12 protein-coding genes are annotated in these 22464 nt (G+C 71.6%); 7 read left to right on the top strand and 5 right to left on the bottom strand.

From position 1 onward, the window contains the following. Positions 1-37 precede the first annotated feature (37 nt). Positions 38-1366 (top strand): M50 family metallopeptidase, encoded by a 1329-nt coding sequence (locus AC59HU_RS02610; RefSeq protein ID WP_497221770.1) that lies wholly within the window; start codon positions 38-40, stop codon positions 1364-1366. Positions 1367-1494: 128 nt separating this feature from the next. Further along, on the top strand, positions 1495-2622 hold the full coding sequence (ispG, locus tag AC59HU_RS02605) for a flavodoxin-dependent (E)-4-hydroxy-3-methylbut-2-enyl-diphosphate synthase (protein ID WP_497222069.1): 1128 nt from the start codon (positions 1495-1497) through the stop codon (positions 2620-2622). A 70-nt stretch (positions 2623-2692) separates the two neighbouring features. Here ispG and AC59HU_RS02600 read toward each other — a convergent pair whose 3' ends face one another. Further along, a complete protein-coding gene (locus AC59HU_RS02600; protein WP_497221769.1) occupies positions 2693-3577 on the bottom strand; it encodes an endonuclease domain-containing protein in 885 nt (294 codons plus the stop codon). Between the two features lie 336 nt (positions 3578-3913). On the opposite strand from AC59HU_RS02600, the gene AC59HU_RS02595 reads away from it, so the two are divergent. Beyond that, the gene (locus tag AC59HU_RS02595; protein WP_497221768.1) at positions 3914-10276 is read left to right on the top strand and encodes a family 78 glycoside hydrolase catalytic domain; all 6363 of its coding nucleotides are present in this window, start codon (positions 3914-3916) and stop codon (positions 10274-10276) included. A gap of 111 nt (positions 10277-10387) precedes the next feature. On the opposite strand, the gene AC59HU_RS02590 is transcribed toward AC59HU_RS02595, so the two are convergent. The 4 genes from AC59HU_RS02590 to AC59HU_RS02575 form a co-directional block, all read right to left on the bottom strand. Further along, positions 10388-12358 (bottom strand): dipeptide ABC transporter ATP-binding protein, encoded by a 1971-nt coding sequence (locus AC59HU_RS02590; protein ID WP_497221767.1) that lies wholly within the window; start codon positions 12356-12358, stop codon positions 10388-10390. A gap of 206 nt (positions 12359-12564) precedes the next feature. Beyond that, positions 12565-13338: an ABC transporter permease gene (locus AC59HU_RS02585; RefSeq protein WP_497221766.1), complete on the bottom strand. Its 774-nt coding sequence runs from the start codon at positions 13336-13338 to the stop codon at positions 12565-12567. A 161-nt stretch (positions 13339-13499) separates the two neighbouring features. Beyond that, complete coding sequence (locus AC59HU_RS02580; protein WP_497221765.1) at positions 13500-14483, bottom strand: ABC transporter permease; 984 nt, start codon at positions 14481-14483, stop codon at positions 13500-13502. Between the two features lie 4 nt (positions 14484-14487). Beyond that, positions 14488-16158 carry an ABC transporter substrate-binding protein gene (locus AC59HU_RS02575; protein WP_497221764.1) on the bottom strand — a complete coding sequence of 557 codons (1671 nt, stop codon included), beginning with the start codon at positions 16156-16158 and terminating at the stop codon, positions 14488-14490. Positions 16159-16269: 111 nt separating this feature from the next. Between AC59HU_RS02575 and AC59HU_RS02570 the strand changes: the two genes are divergently transcribed. The 4 genes from AC59HU_RS02570 to AC59HU_RS02555 all read left to right on the top strand — a co-directional run bounded on the left by AC59HU_RS02570 (position 16270) and on the right by AC59HU_RS02555 (position 22429). Continuing rightward, positions 16270-16893 (top strand): TetR/AcrR family transcriptional regulator, encoded by a 624-nt coding sequence (locus AC59HU_RS02570; RefSeq protein WP_497221762.1) that lies wholly within the window; start codon positions 16270-16272, stop codon positions 16891-16893. Positions 16894-17137: 244 nt separating this feature from the next. Beyond that, entirely contained in the window at positions 17138-20569 is a 3432-nt protein-coding gene (locus AC59HU_RS02565) for an isoleucine--tRNA ligase (RefSeq protein ID WP_497221761.1), read from the top strand. Further along, positions 20562-22022 carry a bifunctional folylpolyglutamate synthase/dihydrofolate synthase gene (locus tag AC59HU_RS02560; RefSeq protein ID WP_497221759.1) on the top strand — a complete coding sequence of 487 codons (1461 nt, stop codon included), beginning with the start codon at positions 20562-20564 and terminating at the stop codon, positions 22020-22022. Before AC59HU_RS02565 ends, AC59HU_RS02560 begins: the two co-directional genes overlap by 8 nt. Then, the gene (locus AC59HU_RS02555; RefSeq protein WP_497221757.1) at positions 22019-22429 is read left to right on the top strand and encodes a DUF4233 domain-containing protein; all 411 of its coding nucleotides are present in this window, start codon (positions 22019-22021) and stop codon (positions 22427-22429) included. Before AC59HU_RS02560 ends, AC59HU_RS02555 begins: the two co-directional genes overlap by 4 nt. Positions 22430-22464: the final 35 nt, after the last annotated feature.

The following is a 22464-nucleotide window of genomic DNA, read 5'->3' as shown; positions in this document are numbered from 1 at the left end:
TCAGCGGCCGCGTTGCGGGCCAGGGTAGTGTCCTCGTGTGGAAACGGTCCTGCAGTTCATTCTCGGCGTGCTCGTCATCGCGGTCGGCGTCGCCGTCTCGATCGGTCTCCACGAGGTCGGGCACCTGGTGCCCGCCAAGCTCTTCGGCATCAAGGTCACCCAGTACATGATCGGCTTCGGCCCGACCGTGTTCTCGCGCCGCAAGGGCGAGACCGAGTACGGCGTGAAGGCCGTACCCCTCGGCGGCTACATCTCGATGGTCGGGATGTTCCCCCCGCGTCATGCCGGCGAGAAGCCGGTCGCGAACAGCACCGGCTTCTTCCAGTCGATGGTGCAGGACGCGCGGCAGGCCAGCCAGCTCTCGATCGGCCAGGAGGAGGACCGGGCCTTCTATCGGAAGCCCGTCTGGCAGCGGATCATCGTGATGCTCGGCGGCCCGTTCATGAACCTCGTGCTCGCCGTCGTCTTCTTCGCGATCGTGCTCGTCGGCTTCGGCACCGCCCAGGCCTCCACCACCGTCGGAAGCGTGTCGGCCTGCGTGCTGCCGGCGGGCAGCGAGCAGACCGAGTGCGCGGCGGGGGATGCGGCCTCGCCGGGCGCGGCGGCCGGCATCCAGCCCGGCGACAAGCTGGTGAGCCTGGGCGGCACCCCGATCACGAGCTGGGACCAGTCGACCGACATCATCCGCGACTCGGCCGGGCAGACGCTGCCGCTCGTGGTCGAGCGCGACGGGCAGGACGTGACGCTCTCGCTCACCCCGCTGCTCACCGAGCGCTACGTGCTCGACGACGCGGGCAAGATCGTCGAGAACGCCGACGGCACCAAGCAGACGCAGGACGTCGGTTTCGTCGGGATCGGGGCGGCCTCCGAGCTCGTCCCGCAGCCGATCACCTCGGTGCTGCCGATGGTCGGCGAGAACATCGGATCGACCGTCGGTCTGGTCGCGAACCTGCCGCAGCGACTCTACGACGTGGCGCAGGCCGCGTTCGGCCCGGGCGAGCGCGACATCAACGGACCGATCAGCGTCGTCGGCGTTGGCCGGGTCGCGGGCGAGATCGCGTCGATCGACACCATCCCGATCGCGGCGAAGGCGGCGTCGCTGCTGGGGCTGCTCGGCTCGCTGAACGTCGCGCTGTTCGTGATCAACCTCGTGCCGCTCACCCCGCTGGACGGCGGGCACGTGGTGTCGGCGCTGTGGGAGGCGATCCGCCGCGGCTTCGCCAAGCTGTTCAAGCGCAAGGATCCGGGGCCGGTCGACGCCGCCAAGCTGATGCCGCTGACCTTCGCCGTCGTCATCCTCTTCGGCGGCATGACCGCGCTGCTGGTCTACGCCGACATCGTGAAGCCGGTCAACGTCTTCGGGTGAGCCTTTCGGCTGTGGCGGTGCTGGCGGCGGGGTCGCCGATCGCCGTCATCGCGCCGGGTTCAGCGGGTGCTGACCTGCTGTTCAGATTGCGGACTTAGACTGAAATCGTGCCTGCAATCAATCTAGGGATGCCCAAGGTTCCCGAAACCCTCGCCCCCCGCCGCAAGTCACGGCAGATCAAGGTGGGCAAGGTGCTCGTCGGCGGAGACGCGCCGGTCAGCGTGCAGTCGATGACCACGACTCCGACGCCCAACATCAACGCCACCCTGCAGCAGATCGCCGAGCTCACCGCCTCGGGCTGCGACATCGTGCGGGTGGCCGTGCCGTCGCGCGACGACGCCGAGGCGCTGCCGATCATCGCGAAGAAGAGCCAGATCCCGGTGATCGCCGACATCCACTTCCAGCCGAACTACGTGTTCGCGGCGATCGACGCCGGGTGCGCCGGGGTACGCGTGAACCCAGGCAACATCCGCAAGTTCGACGACAAGGTGGGGGAGATCGCCGCGGCGGCCAAGGCCGCAGGCGTCTCGATCCGCATCGGCGTCAACGCGGGCTCGCTCGACCCGCGGCTGCTCGAGAAGTACGGCAAGGCCACGCCCGAGGCGCTCGTCGAGAGTGCCGTCTGGGAGGCCTCGCTGTTCGAGGAGCACGACTTCCACGACTTCAAGATCTCGGTCAAGCACAACGACCCGATCGTCATGGTCAAGGCCTACCGGTTGCTGGCCGAGCGAGGCGACTGGCCGCTGCACCTCGGCGTGACCGAGGCCGGCCCCTCGTTCCAGGGCACGATCAAGAGCGCCACCGCCTTCGGCATCCTCCTCTCGGAGGGCATCGGCGACACCATCCGCGTCTCGCTCTCCGCGCCGCCCGCCGAGGAGGTCAAGGTCGGGCTGCAGATCCTGCAGTCGCTGAACCTCCGCGAGCGCAAGCTCGAGATCGTGTCGTGCCCGTCCTGCGGCCGCGCTCAGGTCGACGTGTACAAGCTGGCCAACGACGTGACCGACGGGCTCGAGGGCATGACCGTGCCGCTCCGCGTCGCCGTCATGGGCTGTGTCGTCAACGGGCCCGGCGAGGCCCGCGAGGCCGACCTCGGTGTGGCCTCGGGCAATGGCAAGGGCCAGATCTTCGTCAAGGGCGAGGTCATCAAGACCGTTCCGGAGGCCGAGATCGTGGCGACGCTGATCGAAGAGGCGAACCGCCTGGCGGCCGAGATGCCCCCCGGGGCGGTCGGCGCGCCCGAGGTCGTCACCGCCTGACGCGCCTGCGTTCCGTACGGAATGAAATTCGGGTACCCCGTCGACAATGCGTCGATGAGGTACCCGATTTTCATTCCGTTCGGATGGACCGTTGCGGCCAGAGGTGCTTCCGGGCGCGGACGAGGTCGAGGATGACCGCTTCGCAGGACGCCCACTGCCACATCACCTGGTCGTAGCTCAGGTGCAGCGGTAAGTAGTCGAGACGCACGAGCCCGAGCCAGCGGCGGCGATCCTCCTCGAAGTCAGGCTTCTTCGAATGCCACTGGTGGCCGTCGAGCTCGATCACGAGTCGATCGCCCACCACCAGATCGACCCGCCCCACCCCGGGGATCGCGACCTGGCTGCGGACTCTGATCCCGAGCTTTCGGAGCGAGAGCCGGGTCTTGGATTCCAGGCCTGACTGCGACCCGGGGTCGACCAGGTCGTGATAGCGGCGGTAGCGCGCGGGCAGCGGTGCGAGGACGTCGCGGAGGCTCGACATGCTGACCAGATTGCGGTTCAGTGCGGAGTCGAGCGCGACGACGGCATCGAGCCGCGGCAGGCAGACGGTTGCAAGGGCGAGGGCAATTTCTACGGTATCGATCGGTCGCCCCACTCCGTGCGCCCAGCCCGGCCGATGAAGTCGCACCGGGTGGCGGGTGTCGAGGGGACGTGCGCGGTCGGCGGGCGAGGCCAGGTGGCTGATGTTGGGCGGGACGCGGACGTGGAGGCGGGGGTCGGGAGCGCACCAGACGCCGAGGCGGCCGAGGAGCGACGTGCAGGTGAGCACACCGCCGACCCGCACGGCCGCGACCACGTCTCGGTCGGCGGTGGGGAGCGCGACCCAGCCGCGCCGCACGCGGAGCGCGTCGCCCCGGCGCGCGGCGGCCCGCACCTCGGCGTCGCCGATGCCGTGCTCGGCCAGCGTCCGCAGCGAGGCGACACCGCCGAGGGACTGAAGCACTGGGAGGAGCATCCCCTCACCCTGGGGTAGCTCAAACGCGGTAGGCGGGCCTGCCACCCACGCTGTGGAAAACGAAGGCACAGCGGGTCTGTGTGCAGGAATTCGCGTGTTCAATATGGCTCACGTTGTCATGAGCCTTGTCCCGAGCCGGGCCTGACATCCCGCGCCGCCGCCCGTTCCGGCTGCTGATCGACCTGACGAAACCGCTGTTCAATCGCCTCCGGCGCCCGGGAATCCGGCCTTGAGGCGGCTCCGCCGGCCATGCTACGGTCGCCGGAACCGGCACGATGAAACGATTCAGCACGTGCCGCCCTCCCTCAATGTCGAGCCGCAGGAGACAGCGCAGTCATGACCAGAACCACTCACGGCCGCTTCACCTTCGGTGCCGCACTGGCCGGGATCCTCAGCCTGGGCCTCGTGGCCACCGGGGCCGCGCTGCCGGCGTCGGCCGTCCCCTCCGCCCTGAGCGCGGGCACAGCCGCCAGCGCCGGCGCGAGCACAACCACACCTGACGCCGCCGCCGCCGGCATCACTCTCGGCACCCTCGAGGTCGAGAACCGCACCGAACCCCTCGGCATCGACGTGCCGGCCCCCCGCTTCTCCTGGGTGACCAGCTCGGCAGCCCGCGACCTCACGCAGTCCTCCTACCGCATCCGGGTCGCGCCCGCCGACACCGGCCTCGACGCCGGCACGGTCTGGGACAGCGGCGTGGTCGCCTCCGACGCCTCTACGGCCGTCGAGTACGCCGGCGCCCCCCTCGACCCCGCGACCCAGTACGACTGGTCGGTCGACGTCGTGACCTCAGCCGGATCGGCCACCGCTACCGCCACCGCCACCGCCTCCGCCTCCTCCACCTTCGGCACCGGCCTCTTCGACGAAACCGACTGGGCCGGCAGCGCCTGGATCGGCAACGCCCGCACCGACGCGGCCGACCTGCTCGACTTCTCCGGCGCCAGCTGGATCTGGACCCCGGAGGCCGGCGCCCCCTACGCCCCCGCCGAGGACCGCGCGTTCCGCACCACCGTGCCCACCCCGGCCGGCAAGACGCCGAAGTCGGCCGAGATCGTCATCACGGCCGACGACTCCTACACGCTCTGGGTCGACGGCGTCGAGCTCGGCCGCACCTCGGGCGCGGTCAACGACTGGCAGAACTCGAAGTCGTTCGTCACGGCGCTCCAGGGCGCCGACTCGCCGGTCATCGCCGTGCGCACGACGAACGGCCCGAACTCGCCCGCCGGCCTGCTTGCCAAGATCCGCATCACCTACACCGACGGCAGCACCAGCACGGCGACGACGGATGCGGCCTGGAAGGCCGTCAAGACCATTCCCACCGGCTTCCAGTCCCGCTCCTTCGATGACTCGGCCTGGCCGGCGGCGGCCGTGCAGGCGGCGTACGGCGGCGGACCGTGGGGCACCGGCGTCCGCGCGCCCACCGGCGCCGTCGCGCCGGCGCCGCTGCTCCGCACCGAGTTCGCGGTCGACGCCGGCAAGACGGTGGCCGACGCGAAGATCTACGTCGCCGCGGGCGGCTACGCGAACGTGAGCCTGAACGGCTCCCCGATCAACGACGAGATCCTCTCGCCCGGCTTCACCGACTACGACGACCACGCCCAGTACACCGTGACCGACCTGACCGCGCAGCTCCGCAGCGGCGACAACGCCCTCGGTCTCGAGCTCGGCCGCGGCTTCTACGGCATGACCAACCCCAACGTCTGGAACTGGCAGAGCCCCCCGTTCCATGACGAGCCGGTCGGGCGCGCGCTGCTGCGCATCCGATACACCGACGGCACGACGAAGGACGTCGTGACCGATGACAGCTGGCGGCTGCACGACGGGCCCACCCGCCTCGACGACCTCTACGGCGGCGAGACCTACGACGCCTCGAAGACGCAGCCGGGCTTCGACACGGTCGGCTTCGACGACCGCACCTGGGGCCGCGCCGCCGAGGCCGCGGGGCCCAAGGGCGAGCTGATCAACCAGCAGCAGCAGCCGATCCGGGTCACCGAGGAGCTGCCCGCCACCGAGGTGGTGCCGGTCGCCGATGGGGTCTGGCGCGTGATGTTCCCGCGCGTTCTTGCTGGCACCGTGAAGTTCACGGCGCAGGGCCCGGCGGGCACGACGATCCGCGCCCAGTACGGCGAGAAGCTGACCGGCGACGGCCGGGTGGACTTCTCCAACAACGGCGGCTTCGCCAACGGCTTCCAGACCGACCGCTTCGTGCTCGCCGGCACCGGGGCTCCGGAGACCTGGGCCGGGAAGTTCTCGTACAAGGGCTTCCAGTACATCGAGGTCTCCGGCTGGCCGGGCACCGAGGCGCCCCCGCTCAGCGCCTTCACCGCCGAGGTGCTGCACACCGACGCACCCGAGACCGGCTCGTTCGAGAGTGCCGACCGGATCATGAACGAGACCCACCGGGCGGTCGTCGACACGCTGCTGAACAACATCCACTCCATCCCCACCGACACCCCGATGTTCGAGAAGAACGGCTGGACCGGCGACGCCGCGGTCGGCGCCGAGATGTTCCTGATGAACCTCGACACCCAGAACCTGTTCGAGAAGTGGATCGGCGACATCGACGACTCCCGCGACGCCGCCGGGGCCCCGCTCGTGATCGCACCGAGCTCTGACCAGTGGGGCCAGTGGGGCGTCGCGACCCCGTGGCACTCGGCGTTCATCCTCATCCCGTGGTGGCTGTACCAGTACGGCGGAGACGAGCAGGTGCTCGCGAAGTACTACGACGACATGGCGCGGTACGTCGACCTCGAGTTCGGCCGCTCGCCCGGCGGGGTCGTGCCCGACAACCGCCTCGGCGACTGGGTGAGCCCCGAGGCGAGCCCCGCCGGCGGCAACGCGCCCGAGGATTCCCGGGTCAGCGGAACCGCCTACCTCTACACGATGCTCACCTCGATGTCGAAGACCGCGACCCTGCTCGGCAAGCCCGCCGACGCCGCGAAGTTCGACGCGAACGCCGCCGTGGTCAAGGAGGGCTTCAACCGCGTGTTCCTCGACCAGGCCGCCGGCTATTACCGCGGATCGGGCGACAACGGCTACCGGCAGACCCACAACGCGCTGGCTCTGGCGTTCGGGTTGGCCCCGGATGCGGCGACGGCCCAGCGCGTGGCCGACAGCCTCGCCGCCGACGTCGTCGCGAAGGGCGACAAGCTCAACACCGGCTCGCTGGGCTCGAAGTACCTGCTGCCGATGCTCACGGAGTACGGGCACGCCGACCTCGCCTACAGGGTGGCCGTGCAGACCGAGTACCCCAGCTGGGGCTACATGATCGAGAACGGCGCGACGAGCATGTGGGAGCACTGGTCGCTGGATGCCCGCAGCCGCGGCCACTACTTCCTCGGCACGGTCGACGACTGGTTCTACCACGACGTCGCCGGCATCCGGAGCTCGGAGACCACCGGCTACCGCGACATCACGATCGCCCCGGCCGTGACCGACCAGCTCGCCTGGGCGAAGGCCACGACCGAGACGCCGTTCGGTCCGGTCAGCTCGGACTGGAAGCGCGACGGCGCGCGCCTCACCCTCGCCACGCACGTGCCGGTCGGATCCACCGCCGTCGTGCACCTGCCCACGACCAGCCGCGCGGCCGCGAGCGAGGGCGGGCTCCCGCTCGACCAGGTCGCCGGCGTGCGCTCGGTCGCGGCGTCCGCCGACGGCACCGAGGTGCTCGTCACGGTCGGTTCGGGCGACTACTCCTTCGTGGTCGACGACCGCGCCGAGGCGGTGGGCGGGGTCATCGACCGGGTCGACGCCCTCGCCGCGGCCGTCGAGTCGGCGTACGCCGACGGCGGGCTGACGGATGCGGAGCACAGCTCCGGTGCGGCTCTCGTCGCCGCCCTGCGCGCCCGGGCCGCCTCGGCGCTCATCCTCGCTCAGGCCGGCGATCAGGTCGCTGCGGCCGAAACGCTCGTCGCCGCCTACCCCGCGCTCGCGGAGGTCGAGGGCTGGGTCGCATCGCTGCGGGAGGGCGCGGATTCGCCCCGGGCCGGTCTCGACCAGGCGACGGCCGAGGTGCGCACCGCCGCCGACGCGACCGTCTCCGCCCTGCTCGGCGTCTCGGCGACCGTCGTCGGCAGCCGCCCCGGGTTCAAGCCGGGGGAGACGGGCGCGCTCGTGGCCACGGTCGCGAACGCCGGCAGCTCGACCCTCGGAGCGGTGACCGCCGAACTCGTGGCGGATGCGGATGCCGGCACCGGCGGCCTCGACGGATCGTGGGGATCCGTCGGGTCGCCGATCCCGGTCGCCACCGGTCTCGCGCCCGGTGCCCAGGCCTCGGCCGAACTCCCGTTCACCGTTCCCGCAGACCGCCTGGCGGGCTCGGTTCCGGCCCCGGTGCGGGTGACCTACCTGGTGCAGGGCACCGCGATCACCATCCCGGTGGATTCCGCCGTCGTGGTCGACTCGCCGGTTCAGTTCTCGTCGGTGACCCTCGAACCCACCTCGATCACCCCCGGAGCGACCACCACGGTCGTCGCGGTCGTCGCGAACCAGGGGGCGCAGCCCGCGGCCGGGCATCTCTCGGTCGCGGTGCCGGAGGGGTGGACGACGCCGCTGGACACCGCCACGACGGTGGTGCCGGCCGGTGGCGAGGTGACGCTGCGGATTCCGGTGACGGCTCCGTTCGGGCTCGACCGCGCATCCGCCTCGGTGCCGCTGACCGCGAGCTTCGCCGATGAGGGCGCTGTGTACGCAACAGCCGCGCTGACGCTCGGCGTGGCGCTCACGCCGCTCGCCGAGGCCGGTGCGCTCGACCACATCGACCTGGGCGACGACACGAGCGAGAGGGCCCACCTGCTCGCCGCCTCGGTCAGTTCGGGCACGAGCGACGAGGCCGGACTCAGCCGCCGGTACGCCGGACACCTGACCGACTTCTCGTCGTTCGAGTTCGACCTGGCGGTCACGCCGGGGCAGCCCTTCGTGCTCCGCTCGATCGAGACCTACGACAAGGCGCAGACCAAGAAGTACAAGGTCTACGTGAACGGCGTCGAGGTGGCCACCCGCCTGTTCACCCACAGCGGCGGGGTGGGGACCGAGACGTACGAGATCCTCGTCGATGCGGCACGCGCATCCGGTGACACGGTGCGGGTGAAGTTCGAGAACCTCGACGACCACACCTTCTACGACCCCTCGATCGCCGACGTCTGGAGCCTGCCGGTTCCGGCCGACACCACGGCGCCCGTCGTCGTGGCCTCGACCGATCCGGCGACGCCGGACCGCGCGAGCGGGTGGTTCCGCACCGCGCCGGTGCAGGTGTCGATCGCCGCGCAGGACGACCGGGCGGGTGCGCCCGCCGTGTCGGCCGCGGTCGACGGGGCGCCTCGCGCGCCCTACTCGGCGCCGTTCCCGGTGATCGGCGAAGGGTCGCACACGGTGAGCTACGACGCGGTGGATGCGGCAGGCAACGTCGCGCCGACGCAGTCGCTCCCGGTGCGGATCGACACGGTGGCGCCCGTCACCACGGCGACCCGCGGCGGCGGCTTCGGCACCGGTGACGAGGCGGACGCGTCGACCGGGCCGGCGACGATCGACCTGGCCGCGACCGACGCGACCTCGGGGGTGGCGGCCGACGGCACCTCGTACCGGGTCGACGGCGGCGCCTGGACGGTCGGGACCTCGGTGACGATCACCGCGGCCGGACCGTTCCGGGTCGAGTACCGCTCGGTCGACGTGGCCGGCAACGTCGAGGAGACCGGATCGTTGATGGGGACCGTCGTGGTCCCTGACGTGACGCCGCCGATCGTGGTCGCCTCGATCTCGAACGAGGGGCTGGGCGGGTGGCACGTCGCCGGTGCCGCGCTGACGATCGTGGCGACGGACGACACCGCCGCCGCGCCCACGGTGGAGTACCGGCTCGGCGATGGCGCGTGGACGACGTACGCATCCCCGGTCGTGCTGCCCGAGGGCGTCACCGCGGTGCAGGCGCGGGCGACGGATGCGGCGGGCAACGTCAGCGGTGTCCAGACGCTCGAAGCGCGAGTGGATGCGACGGCACCGACGGTGTGGGGCTGGTTGACCTCGACCGGGCGGGTCGCGGCGGTGGGCAGCGACCCGGGCGCCCGTGCCGGTGGTGCCGGCTCGGCGGGTTCGGGCGTCGCGCGGCTGCAGTACTCGCTCGACGGAACGACGTGGGTCGACAGCCTGAGCGCGCTGATCGCGGCTTCGGCGGCTCCGGAGTCGGTCGTGGTGCGCGCGGTCGACGTGGCGGGCAACACCGGTTCTCCGCTCGAGCTGTCCCGGGCCGATGCCCCGGCCACGTTCGAGGTGGTCCCGGGGGCGGCGCTCCTGATCGAGGCGGGCGGCTTCCGGGCGGGGCAGTCGGTGCGGATCGAGCTTCACTCCGATCCGGTCGTGCTGGGCACGGTGCTGGCCGACGGACGCGGAGTCGTCTCGGCCGCGGTCACGGTTCCGGCCGGCTTCCCGGGTGGGGAGCACGATCTCGTGCTCGTCGCCGAGGACGACGGTTCGGGGCCGGGTCAGGGTGGGTCGGGGTCGGGCGGGACGGGGTCGGACGGGTCGGGTGCCGGTTCCGGTTCCGGCGGCTCGGGCGCCGGGTCTGGCTCGGGCTCGGGTTCCCTCACCGTCCCGGCGACGGTGCTCGCCTCGACCGGCTTCCCGGTCTGGGGCTGGGCGCTCGGCGGCGGGTTGCTGGCCGCGCTGGGGGCGCTGCTGCTCCTGAGGCGTCGTCGCCGACCGGTCTGAACGGGGAGGCTCTTCCGAACGGAATGAGAATCGCGCCCCTCGCGTGCCTCTGGCACTCGGGGGGTGCGATTCTCATTCCGTTCGTCAGGGCACTGGCCGGAATCGGCGAGCTCAGGCCGGCTGCGGCCGCCCGGGCACCGGAAGTGCCGCGGCGAGCAGGGCCCGCGTGTACGGATCCGCGGGGGAGGCGAAGACCTCTTCGGTCGGCCCCTCCTCGAGCAGGCGCCCGCCCCGCATCACGGCGACCCGATCGCTCATGTGCCGGATCACGCCGAGGTCGTGCGAGATGAAGAGGTAGCTGAGTCCGTGGGTGCGCTGCAGCTCGTCGAAGAGGTCGAGGATCTGGGCCTGGATCGACACGTCCAGCGCCGACACCGGCTCGTCGCAGATCAGCAGCTCGGGCCCAGGAGCGAGCGCCCGCGCGATCGCGACCCGCTGCCGCTGACCGCCCGACAGCGTGATCGGGCGCATCATCGCGGTCTCGGGCGCCAGACCCACGTCGGCCAGCAGCTCCCGCACCGCGGATGCACGCCCCGCCCCCGTGATCGAACCCGAGTCCGCCGCGCCTGCACCCGCAACGCGTCCCGCGCCGAGGGCGCTTCCCGCACCAGCCGCGCGCCCCGCGCCGGCCGTGTTTCTCGCGCCGGGGGAGCGGAGCGCTGCCCCGATGATCTGCCCGACCGTCAGCCGCGGGTCGAACGACGACAGCGCATCCTGGTACACCGCGCCCATCAGCGGCCGGCGTTCCCGCCGCAGCCGCTCGGGGCCGGGCGCCCAAGGCGAGCCGTCGAGCCGCACCTCTCCGGAGTCCGGCGCGGTGAGCCCGAGCACGATCCGGGCGAGCGTAGTCTTCCCCGACCCCGACTCGCCGACGAGCCCGAGCGTCGTTCCGCGCTCGATCGCGAGCGACACCCCGTCGACGGCGACCTGCACGGCCCCGCGCCCCCGCCCCGGCAGCGCGAACCCCTTGCGCACGTCCCGCACCTCGAGCACGACCTCGCCGCCCCCCGCCCTCGCCCCGCCGCTCTCGTCCGCGGTCGGAGCCGTCGCGCTCGCTGAGACACCCCGTCGAGTGCGTGTGGCCGGCGCAAGCTCCCCGGCAGACGGGTCAGTCCCGGCCCGCCCGGCAGATGGGGAAGGCGTGACAGTCGCGGTCGGCAGATCCGGCGCGTCCTCCGTGACCGCGCCGACATCGTCGGCCCGCCGGTCAGATGGGGAAGGCGTGACAGTCGCGGTCGGCAGATCCGGCGCGCCCCCCGTGACCGCCCCGGCCGCCGCGACCCCGGCAGCCGCGGGCGGCACCGCGCTCAGGCGCACCCCGCGAGGCACCCCCGCGGGCACCGCCCGCAGCAGCGCCCGGGTGTACTCGTGCTGCGGATCGCCCAGCACCCGCGCGGTCGGCCCCTGCTCCACGATCCGCCCGCCGCGCATCACGAGCACCTCGTCGGCGATCCGCGCGACCACCGCCAGGTCGTGGCTGATGAACAGCAGCCCCGTTCCCCGCGCCTTCACCGTCTCGAACAGCCCCAGGATCTGCGCCTGCACCGTCGTGTCCAGCGCCGTCGTGGGTTCGTCGGCGATCAGCACCGCGGGGTCGGCGGCGAGCCCCGCGGCGATCAGCGCCCGCTGCCGTTGACCACCCGACAGCTCGCCCGACCGCTGCCCGATCCGGAGCGCCGGATCGGGCATCCCGACCGCCTCCAGGAGCTCGAGCACCCGAGCGGTCCGATCCCGCGCCGAGAGCGGCGCGTGAAGGCGGATGGCGTCGCCGATCTCACGGCCGATCGGTCGCAGCGGGTCCAGCGACACGAGGGCGTCCTGCAGCACGAGCCCGATCCGCCGGCCCCGGATGCGGCGCCAGGCCCGCGACGACGGCCCGGCTCCGAGCGGCGCCGGCTCGCCCAGCACCTCGAGTGTCGTGGCGGTCTGCCACGATCCGGCTCCGGCGAGCCCGACCAGCGCCCGGGCGGTCACCGACTTGCCCGAGCCGGACTCGCCCACGATCGCCACGGCCCGCCCCGCGTGCACCGCGAACGACACCCCGTCCACCACCGCCTCCGACCCCGCGCGCCCGAACCCCACCCGAAGCCCTTCGACCCGCAGCAGTGCCTCGTCCGCCGGCCGAAGTCCCTCGTGCACCTCCGCCGGCTCCGCCCCCGGAGGTCTCTCGTCCACCCCCGCCCCACCTGTCCGCGACCCGTCACTCGTGGTCGCTATTCCCTCCGAATAGCGACCAGAACTGACGGATCGAGGACCTTCAGGGGCGCCGAACGCACCCACACCCCCGCTCAACGCACACCCCGCCTCTGGAGCGCGCGACCCAGCACCGTCGTAGCCGCCGCCGCGAGCACGATCACGAGGCCAGGGAAGAAGCTCATCCACCAGGCGCTCGTCACGTAGTTCTTGCCCGCGAAGAGCATCGCCCCCCACTCCGGAGCGGGCGGCTCGGCCCCGAGCCCGAGGTAGCTGAGCGCCGCGGCCCAGACGATCGCCTGCCCGACCCCGAGGGTCACGAGCACGAACACCGGCACGAGCGCGTTCGGCAGGATGTGCCGCGCCAGGATCCGGCCGCGCGAGGTGCCGAGCACCACCTCGGCCTCGATGTACGGCGACGCGGCCACCGAGCGGGTCTGCGACCGGATGATCCGGGCGTACCCCGGGGCGGTGGCCAGCCCCACGGCGATCGTCGAGGTCACCACGCCCGGACCGTAGACCGTGATCACCAGCAGCGCGAGCAACAGCCCGGGGAAGGCGAACAGCACCTCGAGCAACCGGCTCACGCCGAAGTCGACGAACCGCCCGCCGAGCGCGGCCAGCATGCCGAGCACGAGCGCGAGGCCCACGCCGATCGCGGTGGCCGCCACCCCGATCACGAGCGAGGGCGCCGCGCCGTGCACCACCCGGGTGTAGATGTCGCGCCCCGACTCGTCGGTGCCGAACGGATGCCCCCACCCGGGCGGCAGGAACGCGGCCCGAGGGTCGATCGCGAGCGGGTCGCCGGGCGCGAGCAGCCCCGGCCACACCGCCGCCACGAGCAGCACCACGAGGAACCCGAGCGACACCCATTGCCCGACGCCGAGCCCGAGCGGGCGACGGAGCCCGCGGTGCGCACCCCTCTCCGCGGCCGACCCGGACGATCCCACCGGCCCGGACGACCCGGACGGCCCGTATGACCCGACCGGCCCATACGACCCAGACGGCACCGACGCCTCCGGAAGCACACTCACGCCGCACGCTCCCGAGGATCCGCGAGCCGCGAGGCCGCATCGGTCAGCACCGTCACGATCACGTACCCCAGCGCCACGACGAGCACGACCCCCACCACCAGCGGCACGTCCCGCAGCTGCACCGCGTTCAGCAGGGTGCGCCCGAGCCCCGGCCGCGCGAACACCGTCTCGACGACGACCGCCCCCGAGATCAGCCAGCCGAACGCCCACCCCGACAGGGCGATGCCCGGCAGCGCCCCGTGCCGCAGCACGTGCCGCCAGCGGATGCCGTTCTCGGTCTCACCGCGGGCCCGCGCCGACAGCGTGAACGGCGCGGCCAGCGCGTCGAGCACCGACTCCCGGATCACCTGGCCGAGGAAGCCCGCCAGGGGGATCGCGAGCGTGAGCACGGGGAGCACGAGCCCGGCCGGCCCCGCCGTGCTGACCGCCGGCAGCCAGCGCAGCGTCGTGCTGAACACCAGCACCAGCACCAGCGCCAGCCAGAAGTGAGGCACCGCGGCGGCCACGATCTCGAGCCCCGACCCGACGGCGGCGGCGAGCCGGCCGCCCCGGGTCGCCCAGAGCGCCAGCGCGAGCGCGATCACCCAGGCCACTGCCAGTGCGAGCACCGCGAGCAGCAGGGTCCCGCCGATCTGCGAGCCGATGATCGAGACCACCGAGTTCTTCTGGGCGTACGAGGTGCCGAGGTCGCCGGATGCGAGACGCCCCAGCTGCGCCAGGTACTGCAGCACCAGAGGCTGGTCGAGCCCGTTCTCGGCCCGCACCTGGGCGAGCGCCTCGGCCGAGGCCTGGGATCCGGGGCCTCCGAGCAAGGCCTGTGCCGGGTCGCCCGGGATCAGGCGCAGGCCGAAGAAGGTGAGCGTCGCCGCGGCCCAGAGCACGAAGACGGCGCCGCCCAGCCGCAGCAGCACGGCGCGGGCCTGCCGGGCCCAGCCCCGTGCATCCGCTCGCCGGGTACCGGCCTCGACGACGCCGCTCACGCCGCTACTGCTGGATCCAGGAGTCGGCGAGATATGGCAGCTGCAGCGTCGGCAGCAGCGAGAGCCCCTGCACCCGCGTCGAGTAGCCGATCTTCTGGAGGTGGTCGTACAGCGGCAGCACGTAGGCGCCGTCGGCGAGGATCTTCTGCGCCTTCTGGTACGCATCGGCCCGCTCGGCCTGGTCGCTCGTCTCGCCCGCCGTGGTCAGCAGGGCGTCGAGCTCGGGGAGGGAGACGTGCGAGTGGTTCGGGTGGTAGCCGCTGGGTGCCGGGATGATGTTGGCCGAGTCGTAGAGGATGCGCATCACGTCGGGCGAGTTCTTGGTGTAGATCGCGCTGGTGACCCCGAAGTCCCACGCGGCGAGCGAGGCGTACCAGCTCGACAGGTCGAGCGGGTGCAGCTCGACGTCGAAGCCGACCTCCTTGGTGGTCGCCTGGATCTGCTCGAACAGCGACTGCTCGGCCGGGATCGACTGGTTGGTCGAGATCGGGAAGTCGACGGTCAGCCGCGCGCCGTCCTTCGTGCGGTAGCCCTCGCTGTCGCGGCCGGTCCAGCCCGCCTCGTCGAGCAGCTGGTTCGCCCGGTCGGGGTCGATCGCGTAGTCCTCCTCGAAGGAGGCGCCGAAGGGCGTGGAGGAGGAGAGCACCGAGTACGAGCGGTCGACCGTGCCGAAGAACAGGCTCTCGATGCCCGGGTTCACGTCGGCGGAGGCGATGAAGGCCTTGCGCACGCGCTCGTCGTCGAAGGGCGCGTAGCCCGAGTTGAGTTCCAGGCGGATCGACGCCCCCGGCAGGGCTCCGGTCAGCACGCCGAGCTGCCCGCCCGAGGCGGTCGCGTCCTGCGCGGTGACCACGTTGTCGGGCTGCATCTCGTCGATCACGTCGACCTGGCCCGACTGGAGTGCCGCGAACCGCGTCGCGGGGTCCGGGATGAAGCGCCAGACGATGGTGGAGAGGTAGGCGGGGCCCTCGTGGGCGGCGCCGGCGGGGGAGGAGTTGTAGGAGTCGTTCCGCGAGAGCGTCACGTTGTCCTGCTTGGTCCAGCTGTCGACGACGAAGGGGCCGGTGCCGATCGGGTCCTCGCAGTTCGCCTCCATGCCGCGGGCGAGGCCGGCGGGCGACTCCATCGCCAGCCAGGTCTGTGCGAGCGACTCGAGCAGCGCGCTGTCGGGCTCGTTCAGGACGAAACGGGCCGTGGTGGGGTCGACGACCTCGACCGAGGCGACCTTGCCGAGCGCGAGGATGGCGGTCGAGGACTCGGTCGCCGGATCCTTCATGTGCGCCACGTTCGCCGCGACGGCGGCGGCGTCGAACGGGGTGCCGTCGGTGAAGCTCACGTCGTCGCGGAGGGTCACGTCCCAGGAGAGGCCGTCGGCGGAGGGCGTCGCGCCCGTCGCGAGCCACGGCACGATCTCGCCCTCCGCGTCCTGCGAGAACAGCGACTCGAGCACGTTCGTGCCGAGCAGCGCCTGCGGCATGTTGCCGCCGACGTGCGGGTCGAGGCAGGTGGGTTCGCCGAAGCCGGTGGCGTAGGTCAGGGTGCCGCCCGCGACCGGCGTGCTCGGGGCCCCCGACCCGGCGCCCCCGCCGTCGGCGGTGCAGCCCGCCAGCAGCAGGGCGGATGCGGTGGTCGCCGCGGCGACCACGAGGAGCGTTGAACGGTGGCGCAGGGGCACGACGAAACCTGTCTCGTATGGGAGGGTGAAGGGGTGATCCGCTGTGATCACCTCGAGTCTAATTGTTGGACTTGATCTAATTATTCCCCGATCCGTCAATCCGGAGGCACGATGGCCGCCAGCACGGGCGCGACGCCCGGCCCGCGAGGCCGTCCGCGGGCCTCGTCGAAGCCGATGCTCGAGGAGGCCGCCTCCGAGCTCTTCCTCGAGAACGGCTACGCGCGCACCACGATCGAGCAGATCACCCAGCGCGCCGGGGTCAGCCGCAACACCTTCTTCAACTACTTCTCGGCCAAGAGCGACCTGCTCTGGATCGAGCTCGACGCGAGCCTGGTCGCGCTCACGGATGCCCTGGTCGCCTCGCCCCCGCAGACCCCGCCCCTCGAGGCGGTCGAGCAGGCGCTCCTCGCGGTAGCCCGCGGCTTCAGCGCCCAGCGCGCGCCGCTCGTGCTCACGCAGCACGAGGTGATGGGCATCGATGGCGAACTGCGAGCCGCCGGCCTCGCCCGGGCGCTGGGGCACGCCGAGGCGATCGAGCTGTTCCTCGCCGCCCGCCTCACCGGGCCGGATGCGCCCCTTCGATCGCGGGCCGTCGCGCTCGCCGTGGTGGGCGCCGCGGCCGCAGCGGTGGGGCGCTGGGCCGCCGACGGGCCGAGTCGGGAACCGCTGGAGGCCTACCTGGCCCGCGTCGTGCATCCGGTGCTCGCCGGCTTCGCAGAAGACCGCCCGGCCTGACCCCGCCGTCGGGTAGAATCGAGAGCAACAAGGCAGTGAACCGGCGATCACCGGGGAGCCTCCGGAGGAACGGCGTGAGAGCGCTCAGTAGAACCGGACGGGTCGGGTCCGTCACAACCTGAGAACGAGCGGTGTCCTCGCGCGAGCGGGGGCGCAAGCGAGGTGGTACCGCGGTGGGGGGTCCAGGCCCTGATCCGTCCTCGTGGAACAGGCAGCAGCGTCATCCGCCCTCCAGGAGAGCCCCATGTACCCCAAAGACTCCGACGAGTTCTCATCCGTCGTGCCCTCGCCGAGCTTCCCCGACGTCGAGCAGGGCGTGCTCGCGTTCTGGAAGGCCGACGACACCTTCCAGGCCAGCATCGACCACCGCGACGGCAAGCCCGAGTGGGTGTTCTACGACGGCCCGCCGTTCGCGAACGGGCTCCCGCACTACGGGCACCTCCTCACCGGCTACGCCAAGGACGTGTTCCCGCGGTTCCAGACCATGCGCGGCAAGAAGGTCGAGCGCCGCTTCGGCTGGGACACGCACGGCCTGCCCGCCGAGCTCGAGGCGATGAAGCAGCTGGGCATCACCGAGAAGAGCCAGATCGAGGAGATGGGCATCGAGGTGTTCAACGACGCCTCGCGGAAGTCGGTGCTCAAGTACACCCAGGAGTGGCAGGACTACGTCACCCGTCAGGCGCGCTGGGTCGACTTCGACAACGACTACAAGACCCTCGACACCACCTTCATGGAGTCGGTGCTCTGGGCCTTCAAGGAGCTGCACCAGAAGGGCCTCGCCTACGAGGGCTACCGCGTGCTGCCCTACTGCTGGAAGGACGAGACCCCGCTCTCGAACCACGAGCTGCGGATGGACGACGACGTCTACAAGATGCGTCAGGACCAGACGGTCACCGTGACCTTCCCCCTGGTCGGCAGCCGCGCGGAGGCGCTCGGGCTCACCGGCGTGCGCGCCCTGGCCTGGACGACCACGCCCTGGACCCTGCCGACCAACCTGGCGCTCGCCGTCGGGCCGTCGATCGAGTACGCGGTGGTGCCCGCCGGGCCCAACGGCACCGGCGACGCCGAGGTCGCGCGCGAAGCCGCCTCGGGCGACTCCTCGCCGGAGGGCACCGACACCGGCCGGGCCGCCACCACCCCCACCACGACCGTTCTGGTCGCCGACTACCTGCTCGCCGTCGACCTCGTCGGCAACTACGCCAAAGACCTCGGCTACGACTCGGCCGACGAGGCCCGCGCCGCCGTCACCCGCACGATCCCGGGCCGCGAGCTCGAGGGCGTCGCCTACGACCGCCTCTGGGACTACTACGCCGACACCGAGAAGTACGGCACCCAGAACGCCTGGCAGATCCTGGTCGCCGACTACGTCTCGACCACCGACGGCACCGGCATCGTGCACCAGGCCCCCGCCTACGGCGAGGAGGACCAGAAGGTCTGCGAGGCGGCCGGCATCCCGATCATCATCTCCGTCGACGACGGCGGCCGCTTCCTCTCGGCCGTCCGCGACGTCGAGGGCCTGCAGGTCTTCGACGCCAACAAGCCGCTCACCCAGCTGCTCAAGGCCCAGGGCCGGCTGCTGCGCCAGGCCAGCTACGAGCACAGCTACCCGCACTGCTGGCGCTGCCGCAACCCGCTGATCTACAAGGCCGTCTCGAGCTGGTTCGTGCGCGTGCTGCCCATCCGCGACCGGATGGAGGAGCTGAACCAGCAGATCGACTGGGTTCCCGAGAACGTCAAGGACGGCCAGTTCGGCAAGTGGCTCTCCGGGGCCCGCGACTGGTCGATCTCCCGCAACCGCTACTGGGGTTCGCCGATCCCGGTCTGGAAGAGCGACGACCCCGAGTACCCGCGCGTCGACGTCTACGGCTCGCTCGCCGAGCTCGAGCGCGACTTCGGCAGACTGCCGCTGAACCGCGACGGCGAGCCGGACCTGCACCGCCCGTTCATCGACGAGCTCACCCGCCCGAACCCGGACGACCCGACCGGGCGCTCGACCATGCGCCGCATCAGCGACGTCTTCGACGTCTGGTTCGACTCCGGCTCGATGCCGTTCGCCCAGGTGCACTACCCGTTCGAGAACGAGGAGTGGTTCGCCACCCACAGCCCCGCCGACTTCATCGTGGAGTACATCGGGCAGACCCGCGGCTGGTTCTACGTGATGCACGTGCTCTCCACCGCGCTGTTCGACCGGCCCGCGTTCCGCAACGTCATCAGCCACGGCATCGTGCTCGGCTCCGACGGGCAGAAGATGTCGAAGTCGCTGCGCAACTACCCCGACGTCTCCGAGGTCTTCGACCGCGACGGCTCGGATGCGATGCGCTGGTTCCTGATGTCCTCCAGCGTCCTCCGCGGCGGCAACCTCGTGGTCACCGAGGAGGGCATCCGTCAGGGCGTCCGCGAACTCCTGCTGCCTCTGTGGTCGACCTATTACTTCTTCACCCTGTACGCCAACTCGGCGGAGGAGGGCGGCTACGAGGCCACGTGGCGGACCGACTCGAAGGACGTGCTCGACCGGTACCTGCTGGCCAAGACGCGCGAGCTGGTGCAGTCGATGACCGCCGACCTCGAGGGTCTGGATGCGACGCTCGCCTCGGCCAAGCTCCGCGACTTCGCCGACGTGCTCACCAACTGGTACGTCCGGCGCTCCCGCGACCGGTTCTGGTCCGGCGACGACCACGACGCCTTCGACACCCTCTACACGGTGCTCGAGACGGTGACCCGGGTCGCCGCCCCGCTCATCCCGCTCGTGGCGGATGCGATGTGGAAGGGCCTGACCGGCGGCCGCAGCGTGCACCTGACCGATTGGCCCAACGAGAACCACTTCCCGGCCGACGTCGGGCTCGTGCACACCATGGACACGGTGCGCTCGATCTCCTCGACGGTGCTGTCGCTGCGCAAGCTCAACGGCCTGCGCGTGCGGCTGCCGCTCGCCGGGCTCACGATCGTCGCCGACGGGGCCGAGAACCTGGCCGCCTTCGAGTCGATCCTGAAGGACGAACTGAACGTCAAGACGGTGACCTTCGCCGAGCAGAGCGAGACGGCTCCGGCCGACTACGGGCTCAGCTCGCGGCTCACCGTCAACGCCCGGGTCGCCGGTCCGCGGTTGGGCAAGTCCGTGCAGCAGGCCATCAAGGCGGCGCGCACCGGCGAGTGGTCCGAGGAGAACATGGTCGTCACCGCCGGCGGCATCCAGCTGCTGGAGGGCGAGTACGAGCTGACGCTGGTCGCGACCAACGACTCCGACAGCGTCGGCGTCGCACTGCTGCCCGACGGGGGCTTCGTGCTGCTCGACACGCAGACGACGCCCGAGCTCGAGGCCGAGGGCCTGGCCCGTGACGTCATCCGCGCCGTGCAGGACGTGCGGAAGTCGGCCGGCTTCGACGTGAGCGACCGGATCAATCTCGACCTGGTCTTCTTCGGCGACGAGGATGCGGCGGCCGTGGCCTCGACCACGGTCGACATCCCGGGCGAGACGCTCGCGACCTCGTACGCGACCCACGCCCCCGCCGACACCTTGGCGCTGGACGGATATCGTGAGGTGCTCGCGTCGGAGTGGCTCGGCGGCCTCACCGGGAAAGCACCCGAGCACTTCGTCCGCGTCGCCGCGGGCAAGTACGCCAACCAGGACGAGTTCATCATCGCCGTGAGCCGGAAGTCGGTGACCCAGAATGTCTGACCAGTTCTTCGGAGGAGACTTTGGCCCTCCCGCAGACGACCCCGCCGACTCCGAGGAGACCGGTGACGGTTTCGAGGAGGTCGGTCTCGACGCTCCCGACGAGTTCGTCGAGGAGGGCGACGCGGTCTACCAGGCCCTGCTCGCGCGGCTGGGCGAGGCCTCCCCGCAGCCGCGGCTGACGGCCACCCGCCGGGCCGCCGAACTGCTCGGCGACCCGCAGCGCTCGTACCCGGTCATCCACATCACCGGCACCAACGGCAAGACCTCGACCAGCCGGATGATCGAGAGCATCCTCCGCGCCTACGGCCTGCGCACCGGTCTGTTCACCAGCCCGCACCTCGAGCGGCTGAACGAGCGCATCATGATCGATGGCCGGCCGATCTCGAACGAGGCCCTCGCGGCCAACTGGCGCGACATCGAGCCCTTCCTCGGCATCATCGACTCCGAGCTCGTCGCCGAGGGTGAGCCGCGGCTGACCTTCTTCGAGGCGCTCTCGGTGCTGGCCTTCGCCTCGTTCGCCGACGCCCCCGTCGACGTCGCGGTGATCGAGGTCGGGATGGGCGGGGAGTGGGACTCCACGAACGTCGCCGACGGCCAGGTCGCCGTGATCACCCCGATCTCGCTCGATCACACCGCGCGGCTCGGCAACACCGTCGCCGAGATCGCCCGCACCAAGTCCGGCATCATCAAGCCCGCCGCCGAGGTCGTCTCCGCCCTGCAGCCCGCCGAGGCGCTGGCCGAGCTCGAGCGGGCCGCGAGCCTTTCCGAGTCGCGGTTCTCGGTCGAGGGCGAGGGCTTCCGCCTGCTCGAGTCGACCGTCGCGGTCGGCGGCCAGCTGGTGACGGTGCAGGGTCTCGCCGGCACCTACCGGGAGCACTTCCTCCCGCTGTACGGGGCGCACCAGGGGCACAACGCCGCGGTCGCCATCGCCGCCGTCGAGTCCTTCCTCGGCGCCGGAACCCAGGCGCTCTCCGACGAGGTGCTCACCGAGGGCTTCGCCACCGTGACCTCGCCCGGCCGCCTGCAGCTGGTCGGCATCGAGCCGACCGTGCTGGTCGACGCCGCCCACAACCCGGGCGGCGCCCAGGCGCTCGCGGCCGCCGTCACGGAGTACTTCACCTTTGACAAGGTCATCGCCGTGATCGCGGTGCTGGCCGACAAGGACGTCGAGGGCATCGTCCGGGCGCTCGACCCGGTGGTCGACGAGTTCGTCATCACCTCGTCGTCGTCGGACCGGGCGATCGATCCCGACGAGCTCGCCTCGACCGTGGTGGGGATCGTCGGGGCCGACCGCGTGCTGGTCGAACCCGAGCTGGAGTCGGCGCTCGACCAGGCCCGCGAACTCGCCGGCGAGACGGAGAAGGGCGCGGTGCTGGTCACCGGGTCGATCACGCTCGTGGGCGAGGTCATCGGCCTCGCCGCCGCCGAGGGCTGGAAGGGCGAGGGCGCGTGAGAGGCGGCTCCGTCCGGCAGAGCCTGTGCTCGATCGTGCTCGGTTTCGAGTCGATCGTCATGTTCTTCGCCGCCCTCGTGATCTTCGGGCTGAAGGCGCTCCCGCCCGCGATCGCGCTCGGCGGCGGAGCCGTGCTCTGCCTCGCGCTCATCGGCACGGCGGCACTGCTCCGTCACCGGTGGGCGTACGCGGTGGGCTGGGTGCTGCAGGCCGTGATCGTGGCCGCGTGCTTCTTCGCGCCCGCGCTCTCCGTGGTCGCCGCCATCTTCATCGCGCTCTGGGTCTACTGCCTGGTCAAGGGTGCATCCATCGACCGTGACAACGCCCTGCGCTCCGCCGAGGCCAGCGCGGCGGAGGAGGCGACCGGCGGCGATGCCGGGCACGGGCCGGCCTCGGAAGACGGTTAGCTCGGCCCGCTAGGGTGTCTTCGGACAGTTCGCGC

The organism is Herbiconiux sp. 320_LB (assembly GCF_059691755.1).
Note: the sequence above shows the minus strand (reverse complement) of the source record. Positions and strands in the feature narration are given on the sequence as shown.

What these genes read in the sequence shown, in the direction of transcription:
- AC59HU_RS02570 (WP_497221762.1), top strand. Translation starts at nt 16,270, where the DNA reads ATGGCCGCCAGCACGGGCGCGACGCCCGGCCCGCGAGGCCGTCCGCGG.
- AC59HU_RS02565 (WP_497221761.1), top strand. Translation starts at nt 17,138, where the DNA reads ATGTACCCCAAAGACTCCGACGAGTTCTCATCCGTCGTGCCCTCGCCG.
- AC59HU_RS02595 (WP_497221768.1), top strand. Translation starts at nt 3,914, where the DNA reads ATGACCAGAACCACTCACGGCCGCTTCACCTTCGGTGCCGCACTGGCC.
- ispG (WP_497222069.1), top strand. Translation starts at nt 1,495, where the DNA reads ATGCCCAAGGTTCCCGAAACCCTCGCCCCCCGCCGCAAGTCACGGCAG.
- AC59HU_RS02600 (WP_497221769.1), bottom strand. Translation starts at nt 3,577, where the DNA reads ATGCTCCTCCCAGTGCTTCAGTCCCTCGGCGGTGTCGCCTCGCTGCGG.
- AC59HU_RS02560 (WP_497221759.1), top strand. Translation starts at nt 20,562, where the DNA reads ATGTCTGACCAGTTCTTCGGAGGAGACTTTGGCCCTCCCGCAGACGAC.